The following is a 23,864-nucleotide window of genomic DNA, read 5'->3' on the forward strand; positions in this document are numbered from 1 at the left end:
AGGTGGGGGCTGTTTCAGGCGGGGGCTGGGGCGGGGGTGAGCGCGTGGCGGCCCCAGGCGGTACCGGCGAGGACCAGGACGACACCGGCGTAGCCGGGCAGGCCCAGGTGCTCCCCGCCGAGCAGGATGCCGGCGGCGGCCGCCCACAGGGGCTCGGTGCCGAGCAGCAGGCTGACCCGGGAGGGCGAGGAGCGGCGTACGGCCCACATCTGCACGAAGAAGGCGAAGAGGGTGCAGAAGACGGAGAGGAAGGCCAGCCCGGCCCACTGCGCGGGCCCGAAACCCGCGGCGGCGGCCCAGGGGGTGGCGCCGGTGCCGGGTACGGCGGCCAGCAGGGCGAAGAGCAGCAGGGCGGCGCCGAGCTGCACGGTGGTGAGGGAGAGCGAGTCGGCGCCCCGTACGGCCTCGGCGCGGGCCATGAGCAGGACGTGCAGGGTCCGGGCGAGGGCGGCGCCGAGGATGAGCAGGTCACCGGGGCCGGGCGCGGTGAAGCCGGCCCCCTGGGTGAGGAGTACGACGCCGAGGACGGAGGTCGCGGCGGCGGCGAGGAAGGCGGCGGAGGGCCGCTCGCGCCGTACGGCGGCCTCGGCGAGCGGGGTGAAGATCATGGTCAGGCTGATGATCAGCCCGGCGTTGGTGGCGGAGGTGTGGACGACCCCGTAGGTCTCCAGCAGGAAGATCCCCCCGAGTACGAGCCCCAGCAGCCCGGCGCCGCGCACCTGGGCGGGGGTGAGCGCGCGCAGCCGCGCCCGTCCGGCGACGACCAGCACGGGCAGCACAAGCGCGAACCGCAGCACGAGCACGGCGATCACGGTGTGCGCGGTGGTGATCCCCTTGGCAGCGAGATAGCTCCCGCCCCACACGACGGCGACGACAAGCACGGGCAGATCGGCGAGCCAGGCCCGGCGGGGCACGGCGGTAACTGACGGCGCGGCGAGGGTCACGGTGGTCTCCGGACGGGTCGGTTCGGTCGGCGGTCTCCCGCGGGGTGGAGACAACGACGGCTCGCACGGGCGCGGGCACACGGTACCGGAGGGGGTTTTGGGGGGCGAGTGGTTTGGGGGGCGGGGTCGGGGGCGGGGGGCGCCGTCAGGAGCCCGCAGGCGGGATCGGTGGCGGCGGGCGCGCGGTGGCGGGGGTGGTCATGGCGGACGGCCGGGTGGGGGCCCGCAGGCGGGGTGGGTGGCGGCGGGCGCACCGCAACGGAAGCGATCACGCCGCGCGACGCCGTTCAGGAGCCCGCCAGCGGGATCGGTGACGGCGGGCGCACCGCAGCGGAAGCGAACATGCCGGGCAACATCGTCCAGGAGCCCGCCAGCGGAATCGGCAGCAGCGGGGCGATCAGGCCGGGCGACCGCCTTGGGGGCCTGCAGGCGGGACCGGTAGCAGCGGGCACACCACAACGGAAGCCATCACGCCGCGCGACCGGTTTGGGAGCCGCCTACGTGGTCCGTCAGCAGCGGGCGCACCGCACCGAAGGTGATCACACCGAGCGACCCCGTTAGGAGCCCGTCGGCGGGACCGGTAGCAGCGGGCACACCGCAGCGGAGGCGATCACGCCGGGCGACCGGTTTGGGGCCCGTCGACGGGGTCCGCGCGCAGCGGGCACACCGTGGCGGAGGGGATCAAGGCGGGAGACGCCGTTCAGGAGCCCACCGGCGGGATCGGTAGCAGCGGGCGCACCGCAGCCGAAGCGATCACGCCGGGCGGCCGGTTTGGGGCCCCGCACCCGGGGTCCGTAGCATCGGCGCATGGCTGATCTCTATGCCCTGGACCTGGCGTTCGACCTGCTGGAGGGGACCCCGGAGCCCGTGCTCGCGGAGGTCCGGCGCCAACTGATAGCGCCGGACGGCCTCTTCGGGGAACGCGGCCCGGCGTGGCGCGTGGGCGGCATGCTCGCCGGCGCGTACGCCCCGAACGAGCGCGGTGGCTGGTCCCTGACGCTCCGCCAGGAGGTGCACGCGGAGCAGTTGCCGGAGGTGGAGGACTTCCTCACCACCCTTTCCCCCCACATCCGCCCCCCGGGCCCGGTGGGCCACATCCGCCACTACGAACACGAGTCCCCCGACCTACTGGTCCTACGGGAGGGCCGTGTGGTCCAGCTGACACTGGACCGGCGGTAGGGGCGCGGCCTGCTCCCCCGGGTCCGAGGCGGCTCGGAGGGCAGGCCGAGGACGCCCCCGAAGCCACCACGACGGCCACACCGGGAGGCCGTGGCGGCAACAATCGGTGACCCCCTCCCCGCACCCGGTCCGTGCCCACCAAGCCACAGGCCGAAAAGGCTCCCGGAGCCGCCGCGACCGCGCGGGCCGTGGCAGCTCCGGAGCGCGAACGATGCGCCTCAGCCGGGCAACTCGGGCGGCTCGGACCCGGAAGCCCCGATCCGGCCGCCCCCTCCCCCACACCCGGTCCAGGTCGGCCTGACAGCAGGCCGAGGAGCCCCCCGGAGCCACCGCAACCGCCACACCGAGGAGCCGTGACGGCAGCGCGCGGCGGCCCCCACACCCGGCCCGGGCCCTGACCCGAACGCAGGTGAGGAGGCTCCTTGAGCCGCCGAGCAGGCCGCAGCAGCTTCTGAGCACGAGCAGGGTGCCGCAACCGGACGAAGCGGGCGAGCCGCACCCGAACGCGCCGAACCGGCCGCCCCCAGACTCAGCGACCGCCACGCCGGGGGCTGTGGCAGCTCCGAAGGGTGAGCGGTGCCTCAGGGACGGAACACTCGGGCCGCACCCAGACGCGACGATCCGGCCACCCCTCCCCCACTCCCGGTCCAGGCCCCGCCACACCGCAGGTCGAGAAGGCTCCCGAAGCTGTCGCGACCGCTACGCCGGGGGATCGCGGCAGCTCCGGAGCGCGAGCGGTGCGCCTCAGCCCGGCGAAGCAGGCGGGCCGGACCGAAGGCGACGATCCGGCGGCCCCCAGCCGCCGCGACGGCCACGCCGAGAGCTGTGACAGCTCCCGGGCGCGAACGGTGTGCCGTAGCCGGGCGAGGCGGGCGGGCCGGAACCGGAGGCGGCGATCCGGCGGCCCCCGCAGCGACGGCCACGCCGAGGGGCTGTGGTAGCTCCGGGGCGCGAACGGCGTGCCGCAGCCGGGCCGAATGGGCGTGGCCGGACCCGGACGTCGATCCGGCAGCCCCTCCCTCGCGCCCAGTCCAGGTCGGCCCGAACGGAAGGTCGAGGCGCCTCCCGGAGCCACCGCAACCGCCACTCCGAGAAGGCCACGGCAGCTCCGGAGCACGAACAAGCGGGCCGCAGCCGTGCAGGGCCCGGTGCGAGGGGTCGTCGGCGAGCGTCCGGGGGGCGTCGGCGCTCGGCGGGTCAGCCGACCGTGCCGAACGAGGCCCGCCCTGTGGGGCGGTAGGTGTGGATGGCCGTCCCGGCGGGCGTCGTCCGGGAGGCGGTCAGCTCGTACGCGGTCGGAAGCCCCCCGGTGGGGAACAGCCGACGCCCGGCCCCCAGCACCACGGGAAAAACCAGCAGGTTGATCTCGTCGACAAGATCCCGGGCGAGCAGCCACTGCGCCAGCCGCCCACTCCCGTGCACCTGCAACTCCCCCTCCAGCACGTCCTTGACCCGGACGATCTCCCCCTGCAGATGCTCCCCGTCGAGCACCGTAACCGGCCCCCACGCCGGCGGCTCCTTGAGACTGGCCGAGGCAACATACTTCGGCAGCCGGTTCAACCCGCCCGCCACCGGATCGCCGGCCTCATCATGCTCGGGCCAGTACCCCGCGAAGATCTCGTACGTCCGCCGCCCGAACAAAAACGCCCCGGCCCGCCCGAACACCTCGCTGACGAACTCCCCCATCCCCTCATCGACATACGGCGCGGCCCACCCCCCGTAGTCGAACCCATCACTCCGGTCCTCCCCGGGCCCCCCGGGCGCCTGCATGACGCCGTCCAAGGTCACAAAACTGGTCAGTGTCAACTCGGCCATGCCCCTGCTCTCCTCACCCGAAAACCCCTACCGCAACGCAGCCTCCCGGACCACCCCGCCCCCACCTCCCCGCCACGCAAGCAACCCCCCGATCGGCGCAACACCCCCCACACCCTGACCGACTACATTTGACGCCGTCGGAAGGGTGGCAGCCTGATGACCGCTCTCGGAAAGCAGGGCTGCGCCAGCGGCAAAGGCACCATCTACCAGCGCAAGGACGGCCGCTAGGAAAGCGTTGGCTACGCCCTCGCTGACACAACCGTGGCTCCCCGTCGCCCCCTCCGACAGCACCGTCAACGAGTACCTCACCTACGGCGGGCAGCAGCGTGATCCACCGGCTCCGTGAGGACGCCAACATCCGCTACTCCGCCTGCCTCCGCCACCACCTCAGCCTCGGCCTCGACACCAAGAAAGTCGCGCGGCTCACCGGCAAGAATGTACGCACCTCCTCGACCGCCTCGCACCGCCTGCCAGTGATGCACCCACGTGCTCGACGCCGAACGGAAGAGGTGCTGCGCGGTCAGCGAGTGCTGCAAGTGCTGCGAGAAGCGACTCTCCGGTCTTAACTGACCTACGTGCACTCGGTGCTCAAGTCCGCCCCCAGATACGGCGTCCGCGAACACGAGCTGCCCCGCAACGTCAAGGCCACCACTCACCACGCGCCGTACGAACTCGTCCTCCGTACGGAACTCCGGAAAGGCGAACTCCTCGGCCTTCACTGGGAAGACCTCGACCCCGACAGTGGAACGGCGAGCGTTCGCCGCTCCCTCCAACGCACCCAGGGCGGCGGCCTGAGGACCCTGTACACCCAAAACTCGTCCCTCCGAACGCCGCATCGGCCTACCGACCGGGTCCGTCCACTCGCTGAAGAGCCACCGACAACATCAGGAAGTCGAACACAAGGCTGCGCCGTCGGAACGTGCTGCTCCAAGCGGCTCTCTCCGCTGACGCTGGCCTACATCCACTCCGTGCTCAAGTCCGCACTCGAACACGCCGTGCGCGAGGAGGAGATCCCTCGCAACGTGGCCCGCAACATCCGCACCGGCACACCTCGACCCCGACGCTTCGAACCCCTCACCGCCGACGAAGCCCGCCAGTCCCTCACAGCCGCGCGCGGGCACCGGCTCCATGCCCTGTTCGAACTGGCGCTCCACACTGGACTCCGCAAAGGCGAACTCCTCGGCCTCCGCTGGGAAGACCTCGACGTCGACCGGGGCACGGCTGCCGTCCGCCGCACCTTGCAGCGCACGAGCACAGGCGGACTCACCACGTTGCCCACCAAGACCCGGGCCTCCGAGCGCCGCATCGCCCTTCCCACCCGCTGCGTCCAGTCGCTGAAGCTCCACCACGAATAGCAGCAGCGCGAGCGTGAGGCCGCGGGCACGACGTGGCTGCACGACGGGCACGTGTTCACCACGGTGCAGGGCAGACCGATCGACCCGACCAACCTCACCCGCACCTTCCTCACGCTCCTCCGCAAGGCCGACCTCCGCCGCATCCGCTTCCACGACCTCAGGCACTCAACCGCCACCCTGCTCCTGGAGCAGGGAGTCGAGCTCGTCGTGATCAAGGAACTCCTCGGCCACGCCCACATCGGCGTCACCGCCACGGTGTACGCCCACGTCCGACTCCGCCTCCAACGCAACGCCATCGACAGCCTCAGCACAACACTCGGAACCCTGGGAATCACCGAGACGGCACGCTCCGACGGCGACGAACCGCCACCCTGCAACGCGCTTGTCCGCTGACGTTGGCGTCAACTACTGCCGTCAAGACGGCGAGAGGCCCCGCCAGAGTCGGCTCTGGCGGGACCTCTCAGCGTCGAGTCAATTCACGACAACAATTCGCGACGAGACTCCGAATAGGAGTCCGCGTTCTCCGGGAGAAGCTCCGACATCTTGCCGAAGAACGCCGCTCCCGCACCCCTCAGCGCCGCCACGAAATCAGACGTTGAAACGCTCGCCCTCTTCGCGTCGTTGCCCGATTTCGCCGAAACGAGAACCTGAGACCCTTGCTGTCGGAAAGAGAGCTCAATCGGCTGATCCGGGAAATAAGTCGACGCGTACCCTGCGGCCGAGAGTTGCGGGACCATGCTGGCCACGTATGCCCACAGCTGGTCAACGTAATCCCATTCACTGATCCCGATGATCTCAACTCCGTGGATGGCGATTCGCACCGCACCCTCGACGTAGTCGGCATCAGCTGGGCGGGCGGTGCAGGCACCAACCTGCACGAACTTGCCGCCCGAATCCCTCAGGTACGTCTCGATCTCGATCACGGCGCGATTCCTCATGTCAGGGAGTAACAGGGTAGAACTGGCCGACTCGGCCTTTATTCATGCCGAGAACATAGTCTACTCCGTTGACGTTTCCCTGAATCTGATACATACCCCTGCTTCCTCGCTGAACGAGCGCATCCCTGTTCTGGCGCATGACCTGCCCGATTGCGTCCTGAACATCAGCAACGCTCATCTTGGGGTCGAAGAAAGACTGCTGGGCCTTTACCGAGCCATCCCACATTTTCGGATGATGACGAGTGAGGATGTGCTCCATTCCCTTCTTGTCCAGAAGGAAGGTCTGGTTCCCGAACTGGAAGCGTTGGCTGCTCCAATCCCGGAGGGCCGGAATGCACCCTCCACTGTTGTGAACCAGTACCGGCGTCTCGCCCGCCAGCACATAGTACGTGTGGAGGTCAGCGACGGTGAGGTTGTAGGTCCTGTCGAAGGCTTCATAGACCCGGACGGCCGCGATGGCCGCAGAGGCCCCTTGGTCAGTGCGAAGCGCCTCACCCGACTTCAAGTCTCGGGCGTCCTTCCACGCCTGCTCGGCCTCCGACCAGAACGGGTGATGACCCGTCGTCGTGATGATCTCGATGCCGTTGGGAGTCTCGATTCCCAGATCGACGTAGGTCTTGTCGTCCTGGGTGTAGATCGTCGCAGTGACAGCCCTATTTGCCGTCTCGCCGGTCCCCGGGTCGGTGGCGACGACCTCGTCGCCACCGACCAGGTCCTCGATGGGGCGGGTGCTTCCATCGGCCAGCAACACCTGCGTGCCAGCCACAAAGCTGTTCTTACCGCCGCAGGGACTGGCGGCCGCCGCGTTCGCCTTCTTGATGGTCAGAGAGCGTGAGCCGAGCCCCGCCGAGACCATCTCACCTATCAGCTGGCCGTCAGGCTTTTCGTAGATGTCCGACGAAACCTGCTCACCGCTTTCCAGGGCTTCCAGCCAGTTGTTGCACTGGACAAAGTCACAGGAGTGACCGTTGAAGTAGTCGAGCTCCTCATCCGATGCGCCGTACAGCCACATCTTGTATGAGATCTGAGAAGTGACCGATCCGTTGCTCTGGTCATACTTGCGTTGCATTCGAGCAAGAGTCTTGCCCGGAGTGTTCTTGCTATTGCGCAGGTAGTCTTTCTTGCCGTTCAGGATGCTCGATCGAGCGCGGTTGAACGTATTCCTCGCGTTCTGGCCTATATTGTTTCGCCGGTACTGCCGCGCTTGCGCAACCTCCACGACATTCTGCGAAGCCGCCTGGAAGCCGGGGTCGCTGTCGCCCTCGAAGTACTTGAGGCCGTCCGGGTCCAGGTTGGTGATGGGGTTGCCGTTGGCGTACGTGTACCCGTTCATCTGGAGCGGGTCCGTGATGTCGATGATCGGGTCGACCGTGATGAAGCGGCCGGTGCTGGCGTCGTATTCGCGGGCGCCGATATGCGTCAGGCCCGTCGTGTTGTCGTCGATGCCGACACCGAGGAACGTGCGGTCGCCGGGCCAGAAGGCGGGCTGACTTCCGCGGGGGTTGCCGTAGGGGTCGGACTTGCGGCGCGTGGCCGGCTGGCCGGCCTTCTGCTCGACGCTGATCGTCGCGGTGTTGTGGTGGTCGGTCAGCAAGTGCGACAGGGTGTGACCGGTGGTCTTGCCGTTGGTGCGGCGGACCGTGGTGGGTGCCCCGGGGCTGCTGTAGTAGCGGACGGCGTCCATGGCCTTGCCGGCCTTGTCGACCGTGATCTCGGTTTCGCCGAGGTAGAGGGTGCGGGCGCTACCGGTGTCCTGGACGACCCGGTTGCCGGATGCGTCGTAGAGGTAGGTCGTGACGTTGCCGAAGCTCCACTGCTGGGCCGGCGTGGGGGCCGGACCGGCGCACGTGAAGGTGTGCAGGTCGTTGCCCTCGGCGGTGTTGTCGCCGGGAACCGTGAGGCACTGGTTCGTGCCGGTGATGAGGGCCTTGTCCGTCTCCCGGTAGGTGAACTTCTGGCTGGGCTCGCCCGTCTTGCATGCCTTCAGGAGCGCCTTGCCGTTCTCGGAGGTGAGGCACTTGCCGAGGGCCTGGACGGTGTCGCCGGTGATGCGCCACTGCTGGGGCTTGGTCTCGTTGCAGGACAGCAGCTGGACGGGAGTGCCGTCAGCGGTGCTGCCGTCCTGGACGTCGAGGCACTTGCCGGCGAGGCCCGTGACGGCGACGGAACCGATGCCGGGGCTCGTGGCCGAGAGGAGCTTGGTCCGTCGGTCCCAGTTCAGGGTCTGGGTGTCACCGTCGATGGTCCGGGTCTTGGTACTGCCGGCCGCGCTGTAGGTGTAGGTGGACAGGGAGTCGGTCGTGGAGCCGGGCGTCCTGGTGGTCTTGTTGACCTTGGTCAGGGCGTGGGGCTGCTTCTTCGGGTTGGGCAGGGCGCCGCCCGTGATCTCCACGCCGTACGTGTACGACGTCTCGTCGTCGAGAGCGCTGTTGGCGGGGTCGCGATCGGTGAGCTTCGTGCGGTTGCCTATGGCGTCGAACTGGTAGTCCTGCCAGTAGGCATCACCCGCCGTACCCGATCCGACCTCGGTACGTGCCGGACCCGCGGGGCTGGTGGGGCAGCCTGCCGTCTTGCCCGTCCAGGCGCGAACGAGCTGGCCCATGGCGTCGTAGGTGTAGCACTGCCGGTCCACGAGGGCCGGGGACTGCGGGGTGGCACCGGGGTAGGTGTCCGTGATCTCGGTCGGGTTGCCGACCGGGTCGTAGGTGTAGCTGAGGGAGGAGAGCAGGTTCGAACCCGACGTGGGGTCGCGCGTCTCCTTGTGGCTGGTCGCCGAGGCGACCCGTCCGGTGTGCGGGTCGTAGGTGTTCGTCGTCCACACCCGGTGGGGTGCGTTGCCCGAGGCGGTACGCAGGATCTCACCGTACGGGCTGTAGACGGTGTCGGAGGTGTACCAGGACAGGCCGGACATGGTCTGCACCATGCCGTCGGCGTTGTACCGGGTGATCAGCTTCTCGGCGGCGAGACCGCCGATGGTCTCCGGGAGGGTCGTCGACTGGACCTTGCCGGTGGGGGTGTAGGTGGTGCTGTAGGCGTAGCTGCCGGCCAGGCCCTTCGTGGCGGGGACGTCCGGGACGGTGATCCGCGATCCGGTGGGCCGGTACTCGCTGTCGTATCCGGTGACCTCGGTCTTGTACGAGCCTGCCCCCCACTTGCGGGTGGACGCGACCGGCTGGCCCTTGCCACCCGGGAGGGTGTCGTAGGTCCAGGTGGCGATGGGGTCGGCGGTTTCGGAGTCGTCGCGCAGCGCCGTCTTGCGGCCGAGCACGTCGTACGACGTGAACTGGGTGACGTTGTAGACGTTGGTCGTCGAGACCTGCTGGTCGAGGTTGTTGTAGGTGAAGGTCGACTTGCCCGTGTCGGGGTCCTCGGACGAGATCATCCGTCCGCGGGCGTCGTGGGTGTACGTCCAGTTGTTGCTGGCTGTGTCGGTGACCTTGGCGAGCTTGCCCCGGATGTCGTAGGTGTAGCCGGTCCTGGTCGACGTGCTGAGGTCGGTGGCGGTGTAGTGCTCGATGACGGAGGTGCGGCCCAGGGCATCGGTCCACGTCTTCGCCGCGCGGCTGCCGGACAGCGGGGTCGACCCGGTGGGCGACATGGCACTACGGGTCAGGGTCCAGTCGCCACCGTACTGGGTGACGGCGGACTGCCGGGCCTCGCCCTTCTCCAGAGTGGTGACGCGCACGGCCCGCCCGAGGCCGTCATAGGCGGTCTGGGTGGAGCTGGGCACCTCCGTGACCGACTTCGGGACGTAGAGCTCCGTGCTCACCTTGCCCTCGGCGAGGTACCCGCTGTTGGTCTGGCTGACGGTTCCGTTCGCGCTGTGCAGGGTGTCGGTGATCAGGCGTGCGCCGCCCGGTCCCTCGCTCTGGCTCTGTCGCGGGCGCAGCAGTCCGTCGTACATCGTGATGGAGGTGCTGTAGGTGCCGTTGTCCTTGAGCGTGCGGGAGATGACAGCGGGGGTCTTGCGTTCGGTGATCTGGTACTCGAACGTGTAGGCCGCCGGGTCGGTGGGCTTCTGCGACGGGGTACGGACCTCGGTGCTCCGGCCGAACTCGTCATAGGTCGTGAGGACCTTGCGGCCGTTCGCGTCGATGGCTTCCAGGACGCTGCCGCGGGCCGGGTCCACCTTGGTGGTCACGGTGTGTCCGAGAGCGTTGGTCGCCGTCGTGGAGAAGGCAGGGCCGGTCGCCGGGCTGTACGTGACGCTCGAAGGGTTGCCCGCGGCGTCGTAGGTCTTGACCGCGCGGCCGAGCGAGTCGTACTCGGTGCGGCCGGACGTCGTCCAGCCCGTGCCCGCCGCGTCGGTGCCGTCGACCTGGTACGGGAGCCCCTTGGTCGGTGCGGCGCCGAAAGCGTTCACCGCGTCGTACGAGGTCCGGGCCGCGTTCAGGCGCGTGCCGGCCTCGATGCCGCCGCCGGCGCAGTCGCCTGTCGTCTCCACGACCTCGGACTGCAGACCAATCAGGTTGTTCGTGGGGTTGTGGACGTACTTGGGCTTGGTGCAGGACTGCTTGACGGGGGTCCAGCCCGTGCCCGCGCTCTCCGAGACATCGGTTTGCGTGGTGAGCAACAGGCCGTACGAAGTGGGCTCCTCCTCGTACGTGTTGAGGGTGCGCACCCTGCGGGACTTGCCACCGCTGACGGACTGGATCTCGTCGGTGCGTGACGTGCCGAGGCGGTAAGCCTCCAAGGGAGTGGTGTCCGCTCGCGGCCGGGAAGCGAGCGGCTTACTGCGCCACGGCGCGACCAGTGTGCGGCTCTCGACGCTTCCGCCGGCCTTGGTGTAGGTGATCGTCTCGGCGACTTGGCCCTGGTACTGAGGCAGGTCCTCGCCCAGCTCGTCCGTGCCGGTGGAGTCCTTGACCACGATCTTGGGGGATCCGGTGGACAGGCCGCGGAAGTAGCGGGTGCGCTTCTGGGCCTGCTCGGTCGCGGTGGCCTTGCCCGTGTTCTCGGTCGCACCTGTGGTGGTGAGGACGGCGGCATAACCGCGCCACTGGCTGTAAGTGCGCCAGTCCGGCTTGGTGAACTCGTCCTCGTCCTTGGCCCAGGCAGCGTCTTCGTACGTGTAGGTGGTCGTGACGTCGGGGCGCTGTGCGACGCGGTCCCTCTCGACCACGCTGTCCACGACGTACTTGTTGAACAGTTCGATCGGCGGGATCTTGTCCGGCTCCAGCCCCGAGTCCGCGGACCAGCGCACCGGGAAGCAGCGCGTGGTGTTCTTCGCGAGGTCGGGGATACTCGTGCCCTTGGCGCACGGAGCGGAGTAGCCGACCTCGATCGCGCCGCCGGTCTCGGTGAGGATGGTCGCCACCCGGAGCCGGTCGAAGTCCGGTGCCGCGTCCGGCCTTCCGCCCACATCTGCCTTGAGAACACGGTTGGGCATGTCGACTTCGTTGGCCTTGAAGGAGACCGGGGGCAGCGGGACGCCGAGGTTGCTGTCCTTGGCGCCGTAAGCGGTCCGGGTGATGGACTCCAGCCACAGCGGGGGGCTGGTGTCAGTGCGGTGCTTGGGCAGCGACTGCTTGAGCGCCCACTGGTCGACCTTGGTGAGTGCCGTGGATCCCTCGGTGCGCTGACCGTACGTGGTCACCCTGTCCAGGCGCATGCGCGACCAGAACGTCGGGGAGAAGGATTCGCAGACGACCGCGTCCATCTTGCAGTTCAGGGAGGCGGGGGTGTCGTACCAGCCGATTCCGTTCTTGGAACCGAACAGGGAGTCCGCGCAGGAGACGTTTTTCTCCTCGAAGCACCGCTGCTCCACCCCGAACTCGATCCGGCCCGCAGGAGCGCCGGCCAGGTTGTTGGCACGGAGGCCGTAGAGGATGCGTGTCGGGTATCCGCCGCGGATGTAGCCGACCTTGGCGCGGTCCTTCTCGTTGACCTTCTCGTTCCTGGCGTAGCGGTTCTCCTCCTTCGCCCAGTCGATGATCATGGCGTTGCCGTGGAGGTCCTCGACGTAGTCGAGGTTCCAGCGCCATGCCTGGGTACAGGAGGAATCCGTGTAGGCCGACTGGTAGCAGGGCTCGCCGGGATGGTTGCCGAAGACCGGGACGGTGAAGACGGAGTCGGTGACGGTCCTGGGTGACGATCCGTCCCCGTGAGTACCGACACTGTGGCGGCCGTAGTGGTACCGCATGCCGTCACGCGTGGTGACGACCCAGTATTCGCCGTCCTTCGCACCGTTGCCGCTGCCGGACATGAGCTCGACCTTGGAGCCGTCATCGGTGGCAGGGACCCACTTTTTGGTGACGGGGTCATGGACGAGTTCGGTGCTCGCGCCGTTGAGGGAGAGGACGACGTTGTCGCCGGCCCAGCACAGGTCGCCCTTCTTCTTGTCCGTCGCGTTGTCGTTGTTCGGCTTGCCGCTCGGCGATGCCTTCAGGTCGTCGGAGCAGGAGCGGTATCGGCGTTCGATGAAGCCAGGGTTGTAGTCCCAGCCGTCACCGATCCAGGACGCCTGGCCGTTCGTCACGGAGGTCCTGCCGTCCACCGCCTGCGAGGAGTACGTGAACGCGATGGACGGGGTGGGCCCGGCGGGCGCGGGAGGCACCGCCAAGGGGTAGGTCCACGAGAAGCCGCCGCCGCTGCCGCCTGCGGTCCAAGAGCCCGACGGCGAAAGGGAAGTGGCCTTGTACGAGCCACCCGCACCCTCGGCGCCGTCGGAGGCCACGACAGCCATGGCGGCTGCGCCGCCCCCGGTCATCGTCCGCATGCCCTGAACGGGGGCCGCGGCCGGATTGAGGGTCGCGATGACCCTCTTGCCGTCCGCGTCGTTGGAGCTGGGTACATCGACGGAGCCCGAGCATTCCGACCAATCGGGGTGGTCAAGGAAGCACGCGGGGTACTGCCGCAGCTTGAGGCGCGAGGCCCACTCGGTGCCGTACAGGTCCTGGAACTTCGAGTAGTCCAGGGCCACGTCGACCGGGTTCACCGCATCGGCCGGAGGCGTGATCTTCATAAGGACGCCGTCGACACCTGCCGCCTCGGTCTTCTCGCGGCCCTCGACAGCCGCAGACCAGGTACCCGTGGGCGCAGCTCCGGTTCCCGGAAGCTTTCCGATACTGACCGGGAGCGAACCGATCGGCACAAGGCCGGAGCCAGTCGGCGACAGCGGAATGGTGGCCGAATCCTCCTTCGGTGGCGCCACCGCACTCGGCGTGTACTCCTGGAGCGCCTTCGGCGGATCACCGACCCACTTGTTGAGACCGTCCATGGCGGCCTGGTCGGGCCTGACCTTGGCATCCTTCTGCAGCCCCGGCAGTTCGACGCCACTGCGGTCGCCCGGTGGCGCTGCCCAAGCCTGGGCAGGCATAAGACTTGCGACCAGCACCACCGAAAGTGTGATGCCGGCTCGCCCGGCAAAGCGCGCGCGAACTGCGCGCGCCTTTCTGTTTCCGGGCAGGCGGAAATTCGCCGAGAACGGCGACATGCGGACCCCCCACGATCTGCCGCCTCGGCTATGGCACAAGGCTGGCAGGAAACTGACAATTAGCCACTGATTCTGTGGCCAGCAGGCTCGAAACACCATGGTTCCGATATCCGGTGTGGGCATTGTCACTTGACCAGGCGCATACCTCGGGATGATCGGCGCAAATCGGCTGCTAACGACACGCCTCGCGGCCGATGTCAGGGGCGAGATGTCAGCGGGATGGGTCATGCTCAGCTCGCACGCCACGCGCCTGAAAGGCCGGGCGGATTCGGCCGTTGAGGTTCCTCAGGTCAAGAGCAGAAGTCATCAATCAGTGCCGAGGGCTGCGAAGTGGTGCGCCCGAGGGGGGAGAAGTACGTCGTGTCTGTCAGTGATTCCGCGGGCGGAAGTCCGCCTACTGGGAGTGGGACCGCGGAAGGTCCCGTACCCGCGCGCCGGTGGTACGGGCGCCGGCGAGCTCTGGGGGGTCTGGCCGTGTTGCTGGCGGCGGCCCTCGCGGTGCCGGTCGGTGTGCATGTGATCGGCGACGGGCCGTCGCGGGCCCGCTCCGGTGAGGATGCTCCGCTCGATGAACCGCAGGCGCGGCGACTGGCAGTGAGCAGCGGCAAAGAGGTCGAAGTGACCGCCGCACAGAGCGCCAACACCACGACGTGGGCGAAGCCCGATGGGACGTTTCGCAAGCAGATCTTCAGTTCGGCCTTCCGTGCCAACGTGGACGGCGCGTGGAAGCCCATCGACACCGGTCTGGAGCGGGTCGACGGCGGCTACGCGGCCAAGGCGGTCAACGGCCGGGTGCTCTTCAGCGGTGGGTCGACGGGGCAGGCTGCCGGTGATGAGCGCGCCTCACGTGGCGTGAGCCGGGTGTCCCTGCGGCAGGACGCACCGGGCGAAGTGTGGACCGAACTGGTCCGGTTGACCACCGGAGGCCATGACATGACGGTCAGCTGGCCCGGTGCCCTCCCCACGCCTGTCATCGACGGTCCGCGTGCCCTGTACGAGAACGTCCGCCCCGGCATCGACCTGGTGATGACCGCGCAGGACGGTGGCTACTCGCATCTGCTGGTGGTCAAGGACAAGCAGGCCGCGGCCGATCCGCTGCTGGGGCAGCTGAAGTACCGCTTGGCCAGCCCTGACATGACCTTCCACCTGGATGAGGAGTCGGACGCACTCAGTGCCCGTGCGGCCGACGGCGAAGAGATCGCGGGCTCGCCGACCCCGATGATGTGGGACTCCAGTGGCAAGGTCGCCACCACCGACGACCAGCCCGCCTGGAAGCCGACCGATGTGGCGAAGCAGCACCCGACGCTGGCGCTGTCGGGCCTGGCCGGCGCTGAGGGCGCGAGACTGAGGCCCGTCGCTGCGGCGCTCGCCGACAACGCGCTGTCCCTCACACCGGACCATGCGCTGCTCAATGCTCCGGAGACCGTGTACCCGGTCTTTGTCGACCCTTCGTTCAAGGGGCACAAGCACGCCTGGACCCTTCTCTACAAGACAGCGGGTAATTCAAGCTTCTACAACGGGCAGAATTACAACGCGAGCGGAACGAACGAAGCCCGGGTCGGCTTCGAGTCCAGCTCCGGTGGTACCTCGCGCTCTGTTTTCAACTTCGACTTCGGCTCTCAGCTCCACGGCGCGGGGGTCATCTCGGCCAGCGTGCGGGCTTTGCAGACGTACTCGTGGTCCTGTGATCAGAAGCCCACGGACATCTACTCGACGCCGTACATCACCTCGTCGAGCACGTGGAACAACATGAGCGGCGCCTGGACCAAGAAGGTCGCGACCGAGCGTGCCGGCTACGGCTACAACAGCTCGTGCCCTGACAACTGGATCGCCCCCGACATCAAGGGGCTCGTCGCAGAAGCGGCCAATGCCCGCTGGGGAGCGCTGTCTCTCGGGTTCGCCGCCCCCAACGAGTCGGATTCGTACTACTGGAAGAAGTTCATCGCCAACGGCGAGACCGCTCCGTACCTCGAGGTCGTCTACAACTCACCCCCGGACACTCCGACCGCGGCGAACATGCAGACCTTCCCGGGCGGCCCGTGCGTGACCAGTTGGCCCGGGACCGGAATCGGCAAGACCAGCATCACCTTCCAGGTCAAGGGCTCCGACCGCGACGACCGGCCCGATCAGCAGAACCTCGACCAGCTCCAGATCGAGGTGTGGAACGCCGCCGGCGGGCCGCCTGTCTTCAACCAGTGGTTCTCGGCCAACATCGACGGCGTCGTCACCGCCGAGGTACCTCAGGCCACCTTCGCGGACGGCCAGACCTACTACTGGCTCTCCCGCGCCAAGGACAAGGACGGAGTGTGGTCCGGCAGCGGGCCGCACGAGTCCGGTAGCGGCGCGTGGTGCGCCTTCACCGTCAGCCACACCGTCCCGCCGAACCCTGCCATCTCCTCCGTCGCCTTCCCGCCGCAGGGTGACGCCTTCACCGAGTGGAGCACCGAGCCCGTCAGCACTCCCGGCCAGACCTTCACGATCAAGGGCAACGGCGCCAAGGCGGCGGACATCCGTGAGTACCAGTGGAGCCTGAACCGGCCCGTGTTCGACCAGAAGGCCGTACCCGTGGCGGGGAGTGACGAGGCCGTCGTTCCCCTCCAGGTGGACGTCTCCGGTCCGAACGTCCTCTACGTCCGTACCGTCAGCAAGGCCGGCAACATCTCCAACCAGAGCGTCTACGGATTCCTGGTCCGGCCGAGGCCCGGCCAGGATAGGCCCGGCGATGTCACCGGAGACGGCAATCCCGATCTCCTCGCCATCGACAAGGACGGCAACCTGCGCACCTACGCCGGGGACAAGGCCGGTGACACCGATGCCTACATCCCCGGTGCGGTGGAGAACGGCCGGCCCGTGGCGCCCGGGTACTGGAAGGATGCGACCACCGGCCAGTCCGCGCTCATCGCGCACGCCACCGACTGGTATCCCGGAGACGGCCTCACGGACCTGATCGCGCGGATGCCCGACGGGAAGCTCTACATCTACCCCGGCACCGGGACCGGCCAGTTCGACGTCGGCCGCCGCATGCAGATGCAGATGCCGCTCAGCGCACCCGACCCGTCCGTCTTCCGGCAGCTCGTCGCGACCGAGGACATCGACGGCGACGGTCTGGGCGACCTGTTCGCCCTGGACGCCGACGGCTTCTGGGTGTTCTCCGGCTACACCGGTTCCAGCTTCGCGTCGTACAAGAAGATGGCCACCGGCTGGGCCGGCCGCGACATCGTCGGCGTGCGGGACGTCTCCGGGGACAAGATCCCGGACCTGATCTTCCGCGACAACACGAATGCCAACCGCGGCTTGGCCCTGCGCAAGGGCAAGCCCGGCGTCAACGGCGGCGTCGACATCACATCCCTGGAGTCCAAGGCGAACTCCGAGGGCGGCGAGGACTACACCTACGCCACCAGCGGCTGGGGCAGGAGCACCTACCCCAAGGTCCTCGGCACTCCCGACGCCAACGGTGACGGCGTCCCCGACATCTGGGCCGTCGGGACCGACGGGAACCAGTGGCTCTTCCAAGGCGGAACCACCGCCGTCGGGAGCGCCGTCGCACGCGACGAGGACGGCTGGAACACCTTCCTGTCCATCGGATAGTCGCGGCGCACAGAGATGACGCGAGCGCCCTGCCGGGAGATCCCTCCCGGCAGGGCGCTTCGACGTGAGCGCTCCCCCGCGCGGAACGCGGGGTCGGATTTCTGCCAGCGGGGAGGTGGTGGGGGTTATTTGATTGAACTCGCAACCAAGCGATGCGGGAGGAAGAGACATGGACAGGAACGCTGTGGCGCTGGTGACCGGGGGAAGTCGGGGGATCGGGGCGGCCGTTGCCCTGCGGCTCGCCGAGTGCGGGGCGGATGTCGCGATCACGTACGTGAGTGATGCCGAGGCCGCGGGGCGGGTGGTCGAGGCCGTGGAGGCGCTGGGGCGGCGGGCCGTCGCGCTGCGGGCCGATGCGGGGGACGCCGACGAGGTGGCGAACGCCGTCGGGGAGACGGTGCGGCGGTTCGGGCGGCTCGATGTGCTGGTCAACAACGCGGGGGTGGGGGCGGTCGGGCCCATGGAGGGGGTGGGGGTGGCCGAGGTGGACCGGGTGTTCGGCGTCAATGTACGGGGAGCTTTCCTGGCGGCGCAGGCGGCCGCGGCACGGATGCGGGAGGGCGGGCGGATCATCACGATCGGCAGTTGCATGACGCAGCGCGTGCCCGGGCCGGGCGGGGTGCTGTACGCGACGAGCAAGGCGGCGACCATCGGCCTGACGAAGGCCCTGGCGCGCGAGCTCGGCGGGCGCGGGATCACGGCGAACCTCGTGCATCCGGGGCCGGTCGACACGGACATGAACCCGGCGGACGGTCCGTACGCGGGCCCGCAGGCGGCGATGACGGCGCTGGGCCGGTTCGGGAGGGCGGAGGAGGTCGCGGACGTGGTGGCCTTCCTGGCGGGACCGGGGGCGGGCTATGTGACAGGGGCGGAGTTCACGGTGGACGGGGGGCACGCGGCATAGCGCGGGCGGGCGCCTGGGCCGGGTCGCGGGTGCGGGTGCGGGTTCTGGTGCTGGTGCGGATGCTGCGGCTGGCGTCGGCGGGTGTCAGCGGGCTGCTCGAAGTCCGATGGCCTATGGCCGAGTTCGCGGTCACGGTCCCAATCGCGGTCGCGGTCGCGGGCGCGAGATACCGGAGCCCATGTGCCCCGGCACCGGCAGGTCCCGCGTCCCTCGGCGGGCCGGAGAGTGGGCCCTGTGCCTCGGGGCCGGCCCCGGGCCACGGTGGCTGAGGGGCGTCCTCGCCAGGGGCCCGATCGGCGGCAGCTCGGAGCTGCGTACCCCCGGCCTTGGAGAATTCCGGATCTCGGCCGTCTTCCGTGGGTGGGTGTGGGCCCCCTGGCCTCTGTGTGCCGCGCGGGCGCGAACCGGGGTACTCCCCCGCCCGTGGGCGGGCCGGGATCCGGGCTTCTCGTGCCTCGGGGGCTCCCCGCCCAGGGAGGCCCCTGGCCTACCCGGCCCTCGCCCTCGGAGCCCGCTCGGAGGGATCCCGTACCGGTGGCATCCTGCGCGACGCCGCCGCGCCCGCCCACGCTCCAGCGAAGTCGCCGTCTGCGGCCTCCAGCGCGCCAGGCCACGGCACAATGCCGGCGCCCTCCGCCGGTGCCCGTCCGGTTCCCCTCAGCCCCCGTCCAAGTCCGCGTGCAGCAAGTGGTGGTCCGAGTTCGGGGTCGGGTGGACGGCATGGGTGCGGGGGGTGAGGGCGCGGAGGAAGAGGTAGTCGAACTTGCTGCTCCAGTCCGTCGTCGGCGTGCACGCATCGGATGGCGTCGCCGTGGAGCGGCAGGCCGGGTCCGCGTCCGTGGACAAGGGCCACATCGGGGCGAGTTCCGCGGCCTGCGGGCGGGCGTTGAAGTCGCCGAGGGCGATCGCGCGGGGGTGGCGGGCGACGGCCGCCGCGAGGCGGCGGACCTGGGCGGCCCGGACCTCCGCCTGGCGGCGCTCCGCGAGGTGGGTGTTGAAGACGCGGACGGGGCGGCCGGCCACCAGCGTGGTGACGGCCAGGTAGCCGCGGTCCTCCGAGCCGCCGTCCGGGTACGCGACGCTCACCCGGTCCGTCATCGGCGCCGCCGACAGGATCGCCTGGCCGTAGCCGCCCGGGTGCCACGGCAGGCCGCCGCAGCGGTTCCAGTTCCGTAGGACCGGCCCGTACGCGACGTGGTAGACGAGGCCGTAGACCTCCTCCAGGTACGTGCGGATCTGCTCCACATCCCGTACGCACGCCTCCTGGAGCCCGATGACCTGGGGCGCGTACGTGGCGATGTCCGTCGCCCGGCCGTAGTTGCGGCCGCTACCGCCGCACGGGTTGCAGATGTTCCACGTGGCGACCCGGTCCGGTACGACCTCCTCCGCGGCGCCCGGCGGCAGCGGGGCGGGACCCCCGCCGCCCGGCGCGGAGGGGCCCAGGAGCAGCAGCAGGCAGGCCGCGGTCATCGCGCCCGCCGCCCACCGCGTGGCCTTGCTCCACACCGGCGCCTCCCAAGGTGAGGTGGAGTGGACGCACATCATCACATGACGTGCCCGGCCCGGAATCGAGGTGCCGCCCACCCCGTCCGTCCGGCATCATCGCGGCATGATCGGCAATCGGATCACCCATCGCACCGCGGACGGCGTCCGCGTCCCCGGCACCTGGCGGCACGCCTTCATATGCAACGGCGGCTCCTACTTCCTCACCGACCTCTTCATCTACGCCGACGGCCTCGTCGACTGCTGGGAGCTGGTCACCCTCGACGAGTTCGAGCGGAAGCTGCGCAGCGGATGGGTGGCCACCAGCCTGCCGGAGGGCGGGCGCGCCTCCGCCCACCACCTGGCCGCCTGGACCTTCGGCGAAACGCACGTCTGGCTGACGCCGGAGCTGCTGCTGGCCGAGGTCCGCGACACGATCGACGAGCTCAACCGCCGCCCGGACTCGACCGGCCGCTGCCTCGCCGCGGTGGACGTCTTCCTGGCGGACCGTACGGAGACCAACCGCGCGGCGGCCCACGCCGCCTACCTCGCGATCCCCGAGACCGTACGGCTCTACGCGCTCGGGGACATGGACCGCAAGGACCACCCCCTGCGGGTGCTGGTGGCGGGGCCGGGCGGGCGGATGCCGGACGAGCGCGGCGAAACGGTTACGCGGGAGGTGTACGAGGAAGCCGTCGGCTACTTCGAGGAGCGCGAGCAGTGGCGTACGAAGGCGGCCGCGCGGGTCCCCGCGGACGGGCCGGCCGAGTCCTTCGCACCCGCGGTCAAGATCTACCACTCGTACCCGCAGCGCGCGCTGGAGGACCCGGGCAAGCAGGGGCTGCGCAACGACTACCCCGCGCCGATCGTCGTCGGTGACGTCACGTACCCGTCGGTGGCGCATGCCTACTGGGCGCGTTCGGCGGCCGAGCCGGAGGTGCGGGACGCGGTCGTGGCGGCGGAGACGGGAGGCAGGGCGCGGGCGCTCGCGGAGGCGGCGGGGCGGCGGGAGGGGTGGGAGCGGGTGCGGACGGCGGTGATGGCCGGGCTGCTGCGCGCGAAGTACGAGCAGCATCCCGAGCTGGCGGCGATCCTGCTCGCCACGGGGGACGCGACCCTGCTGTACGACGACGCCGACTCGGGCTTCTGGGGTGACAACGCGGGGCGCGGCCGCAACTGGTCGGGGCGGCTGCTGGAGCTGGTCCGCTCCGAGCTGGCGGCGGGGCAAGCCCTCGCGGACTGACGCGGGCGGCTGCCGGCAGGATCTCAGGGCCGCGGGGCGACGAGGACCGTCCCGCTCCGCGGTGGAAACAGCCGCAGGTGGCCGACTCGACTCGGCAGGCACCCAGTACGCGAACAACCCAGGAGAACAGTGCACTTCACCGACCGACAGGGCCGGACCGTCGTACTCGACGAGATCACCGACGAGAACTGGCGGGCCGTCGCGGACGTGGCGCCCGCGGACGACCAGCGGCGTTTCGTGGCGGCGCTCGGCGCCCGTTACCTGCTGCTCTCGATGCGGGGCGGGCTGTGGAACTCGCTCGCGGTCCGGGCCGGTGAGGTGGTGGTCGGGCATGTGATGTGGGCGTACGACGAGGAGGGCGGGGCCCACTGGATCGGCGGCATGATCATCGACGCCGCCGAGCAGGGCCGTGGCGTGGGCCGCGCCGCGATCAGCGCGCTGATCGCCCGCCTCACGGCCCTCCCGTCCTGCCGCGAAATCCGCCTCTCGTACCACCCGCGGAACACCCCCGCCGCCCACCTCTACACGACCCTGGGCTTCGCCCCCACGGGCGACGCGGAGGACGAGGAACTGGTAGCCGCCCTCCCCCTCCGCTGACACGCCAACGGGATGCCCCGGCGGACGGTGACGGGCTGGTCAGCTGACCGCTCGCAGCATCCGATGAACAGGCCGGCGGCCCGCCCAGGGGCGCGCGAGCGGCGTACGGGCGGTCAGGCCGCAAGGCACCCAGACGGGCACGCCCCCGGTACGGGCGACCGCGCCAACGGGGACGCAGCCGCACCGGCGACCGCGCCCCGCCCGCACGTAGCCGTACGGGCGACCGCGCCAGCGGGCGCATAGCCGTACGGGCGACAACCCGGCAGGCAGGCCAGCGCGCAGCTGGACACCGGGGCGGGGCGCGGAGCGCACCAGCGCGCAGGCGGGCACGCCAGTGCGTCGGCCGGGCAACCGGATGGGCACGCCCCAGCTTGGGCCGACACCCCGACGGGCACGTCCCTCCGCAATCGGACGCCCATACGGGCGCACCCCCGCGGAAGATCACGCCAGGCGGGCACGCCGCCGCGCGAGCAGGCGGCGTACGGGCGGACAAGCCGCCGGGCACACGGGGGCCAGGCCCGCAGCCGGCCGCGCCCATGCGGGCAGGCCCCGCGGGGGGCAAGCGGACGGGCGGCGCGGCGGGGCCGCCCGTCCGCCCCCGGAGGTGTCAGCCTCCAGGGCTGGCGGGCGTACGGGTGGTCAGGCCGCAAAGCACCCGGGCGGGCACGCACGCGCTCGCGCGGGCCCGCCGCGCAGGCGGCCGCGCCAGGCGGAAAGCACACCAGCACGCCCCAGCGCGAGCACCCCGCGCAGCGCGGGCAAGCGGACGGCCTGCGCGACGGGGCCGCCCGACCGCCCCCACCGCCCCCGGAGGTGTCGGCCCCCAAGGCCAGCGGGCGTACGGGCGGTCAGGCTGCAAAGCACCCGGGCGGGCACGCCCCCGCGCGGGTCCGCCGCGCAGGGTGGGGCAGCGGATGGCCTGCACGGCGGGGCCGCCGGGCCGCCCCCACCGCCCCCGGAGGTGTCGGCCCCCAGAAGCAGCGGGCGCGGGGGCGGTCAGGCCGCAAAGCACCCGTTCAGGCACGCCGCGCAGCGCGGGCAAGCGCAGGGGCGGCGCGGCCGGGCCGCCCCCCGGAGGTGTCGGCCTCCAGGGTCGGCGGGTGCGCAGCCAGCCGCACAGGCGGCGCCCAGACGGGCACGCCACCTCGCGCGGTCCACCGCGCACGCCGGGCAGCCGGGCAGCCGGGCACGCCCGGCAGGCGCGCCGCGCCGAGCGGCACCCCGCCCCGCCCCGCCCCCCAAGGAGGCTCAGCCCCCCAGTTCCCGGTGGCGCGCCCCCAGTGCCGCCTCGCCCGGGGCCGTCAGGGAGCCGAAGAGGCGGAGGCGGGAGAAGCCGCCGTCCGGGTAGATGTCGATGCGGACGTGCGTGCCCACCGCCGGGGTGGCGAGGACGAAGCGGTGGTTCGTGTCGGGCTGGAGGCGGGTGCGCGGCAGGAACTCCTGCCAGTCGCCCTCCTCGCCCGTCCGCACCGACAGCGCCGCCCAGCCCGCCGAGTTGCCCTTGAGGTAGGCCGTGTCGATCTCGACCGCGCGGATCTCCGACTCGGCGACGAGCTGGTAGCGGATCCAGTCGTTGCCGTCGTCGCGGCGCCGGGCCGTCTCCCAGCCGTCGTCCATCTTGCGGGAGCGGCCCGGGTTGATGGTGTTGGAGGGCGGCGAGTAGAAGCGGTTCGAGGCGTCCTGCACCGAGCCGCCGTTCTCCAGGGCCACCACGTCGAAGGAGCCGAGCGCGGCCAGCCACCGCGGGTCAGGCAGGACCTCGCCGTGGACGCGCAGGCGGGCGATGCCGCCGTCGGGGTGCTGGTTGACGCGCAGGTGGGTGAAGCGCTGCTCGCTGTCGACCTCGAAGCCGTTCGCGGCGTGCCCGCCGACCGCCGTGCGCGGGACGATCGTCGTCCACTTCACGCCGGCGCCCTGGAGCTCCTCCGGGGTCGGGGCGAGGGCGCCCTCCCAGTTGGTGGCCTCGACGGAGACGGCCTGCGGCATGTTGCCGCGGAAGTGGGCGGTGTCGACGACGATCCCGCGGATCACTCCGGGGGCGCCGAGGCGTACGAGGGCCCAGTCGTGGTCCTCGGCGGTCGGCCAGGGCTGCTCGGCGGAGACACCGCGGCGGCGGCGGGTCTCCCAGCCGTCCATGACCTTGCCCTTGTGGCCGAAGTCCTCGGGGTCGAAGTGCGCGGCCTCGGAGATCAGCAGGTTCTCGCGCTGGGCGAAGAACTCGTCGTTGGCGGCGATGACACCGGCGCCCAGCTCCCGGGCGGCGAGGTTCGCGTACTGGGTGAAGGGGAAGTCCGCGGTGCGGTAGTCCGCGTACGGGTCGCCGCCCCCGTACGGGTTCGCGTTGCCGGTGAAGGAGGCCGGTCCCGTTGAACGCTGTGCCACTG

General features: G+C 70.2%; 11 protein-coding genes and 1 pseudogene. 6 read left to right on the forward strand and 6 right to left on the reverse strand.

Annotated features, from left to right (window positions below; all coding sequences use genetic code 11):
- Nucleotides 1-14: 14 nt before the first annotated feature.
- A complete protein-coding gene (locus ABZ873_RS07855; RefSeq protein ID WP_360866852.1) occupies nucleotides 15-944 on the reverse strand; it encodes a DMT family transporter in 930 nt (309 codons plus the stop codon).
- 807 nt (nucleotides 945-1,751) lie between these two features.
- Here ABZ873_RS07855 and ABZ873_RS07860 point away from each other — a divergent pair.
- Nucleotides 1,752-2,123, forward strand: coding sequence for a hypothetical protein (locus ABZ873_RS07860; protein ID WP_360866855.1), 372 nt, complete (start codon nucleotides 1,752-1,754; stop codon nucleotides 2,121-2,123).
- Between the two features lie 1,197 nt (nucleotides 2,124-3,320).
- Here ABZ873_RS07860 and ABZ873_RS07865 read toward each other — a convergent pair.
- A complete protein-coding gene (locus tag ABZ873_RS07865) occupies nucleotides 3,321-3,938 on the reverse strand; it encodes a dihydrofolate reductase family protein (RefSeq protein ID WP_360866858.1) in 618 nt (205 codons plus the stop codon).
- A gap of 905 nt (nucleotides 3,939-4,843) precedes the next feature.
- On the opposite strand from ABZ873_RS07865, the pseudogene ABZ873_RS07870 reads away from it, so the two are divergent.
- Nucleotides 4,844-5,686: pseudogene (locus ABZ873_RS07870) on the forward strand (site-specific integrase); the annotation flags it as partial.
- An 83-nt stretch (nucleotides 5,687-5,769) separates the two neighbouring features.
- On the opposite strand, the gene ABZ873_RS07875 reads toward ABZ873_RS07870, so the two are convergent.
- A complete protein-coding gene (locus ABZ873_RS07875) occupies nucleotides 5,770-6,216 on the reverse strand; it encodes a hypothetical protein (RefSeq protein WP_360866860.1) in 447 nt (148 codons plus the stop codon).
- 16 nt (nucleotides 6,217-6,232) lie between these two features.
- The gene (locus ABZ873_RS07880; protein WP_360866863.1) at nucleotides 6,233-13,195 is read right to left on the reverse strand and encodes a polymorphic toxin-type HINT domain-containing protein; all 6,963 of its coding nucleotides are present in this window, start codon (nucleotides 13,193-13,195) and stop codon (nucleotides 6,233-6,235) included.
- 1,089 nt (nucleotides 13,196-14,284) lie between these two features.
- Here ABZ873_RS07880 and ABZ873_RS07885 point away from each other — a divergent pair.
- Nucleotides 14,285-17,254, forward strand: a complete 2,970-nt coding sequence (locus ABZ873_RS07885; RefSeq protein WP_360866866.1) for a DNRLRE domain-containing protein — start codon at nucleotides 14,285-14,287, stop codon at nucleotides 17,252-17,254.
- Between the two features lie 169 nt (nucleotides 17,255-17,423).
- Nucleotides 17,424-18,158: an SDR family oxidoreductase gene (locus ABZ873_RS07890; protein WP_360866869.1), complete on the forward strand. Its 735-nt coding sequence runs from the start codon at nucleotides 17,424-17,426 to the stop codon at nucleotides 18,156-18,158.
- A gap of 657 nt (nucleotides 18,159-18,815) precedes the next feature.
- On the opposite strand, the gene ABZ873_RS07895 is transcribed toward ABZ873_RS07890, so the two are convergent.
- The gene (locus tag ABZ873_RS07895) at nucleotides 18,816-19,700 is read right to left on the reverse strand and encodes an endonuclease/exonuclease/phosphatase family protein (RefSeq protein WP_360867068.1); all 885 of its coding nucleotides are present in this window, start codon (nucleotides 19,698-19,700) and stop codon (nucleotides 18,816-18,818) included.
- A 67-nt stretch (nucleotides 19,701-19,767) separates the two neighbouring features.
- On the opposite strand from ABZ873_RS07895, the gene ABZ873_RS07900 reads away from it, so the two are divergent.
- The gene (locus tag ABZ873_RS07900) at nucleotides 19,768-20,883 is read left to right on the forward strand and encodes an NADAR family protein (protein ID WP_360866872.1); all 1,116 of its coding nucleotides are present in this window, start codon (nucleotides 19,768-19,770) and stop codon (nucleotides 20,881-20,883) included.
- A 129-nt stretch (nucleotides 20,884-21,012) separates the two neighbouring features.
- Nucleotides 21,013-21,480 (forward strand): GNAT family N-acetyltransferase, encoded by a 468-nt coding sequence (locus ABZ873_RS07905; protein ID WP_360866874.1) that lies wholly within the window; start codon nucleotides 21,013-21,015, stop codon nucleotides 21,478-21,480.
- A 1,248-nt stretch (nucleotides 21,481-22,728) separates the two neighbouring features.
- Here the strand turns inward: ABZ873_RS07905 and alc are convergent.
- Nucleotides 22,729-23,862 carry an allantoicase gene (gene alc, locus ABZ873_RS07910; protein WP_360866877.1) on the reverse strand — a complete coding sequence of 378 codons (1,134 nt, stop codon included), beginning with the start codon at nucleotides 23,860-23,862 and terminating at the stop codon, nucleotides 22,729-22,731.
- Between the last annotated feature and the right edge of the window lie 2 nt (nucleotides 23,863-23,864).

The sequence above is a fragment of the Streptomyces sp. NPDC047014 genome (genome assembly GCF_040644195.1).
Lineage (GTDB): Bacteria > Actinomycetota > Actinomycetes > Streptomycetales > Streptomycetaceae > Streptomyces.

Bases quoted from the DNA above. Each gene is read 5' to 3' on its own strand.
- ABZ873_RS07860 (WP_360866855.1), top strand. From the start codon at position 1,752: ATGGCTGATCTCTATGCCCTGGACCTGGCGTTCGACCTGCTGGAGGGG.
- ABZ873_RS07865 (WP_360866858.1), bottom strand. From the start codon at position 3,938: ATGGCCGAGTTGACACTGACCAGTTTTGTGACCTTGGACGGCGTCATG.
- ABZ873_RS07880 (WP_360866863.1), bottom strand. From the start codon at position 13,195: ATGAAGATCACGCCTCCGGCCGATGCGGTGAACCCGGTCGACGTGGCC.
- ABZ873_RS07890 (WP_360866869.1), top strand. From the start codon at position 17,424: ATGGACAGGAACGCTGTGGCGCTGGTGACCGGGGGAAGTCGGGGGATC.
- ABZ873_RS07895 (WP_360867068.1), bottom strand. From the start codon at position 19,700: ATGTGCGTCCACTCCACCTCACCTTGGGAGGCGCCGGTGTGGAGCAAG.
- ABZ873_RS07900 (WP_360866872.1), top strand. From the start codon at position 19,768: ATGATCGGCAATCGGATCACCCATCGCACCGCGGACGGCGTCCGCGTC.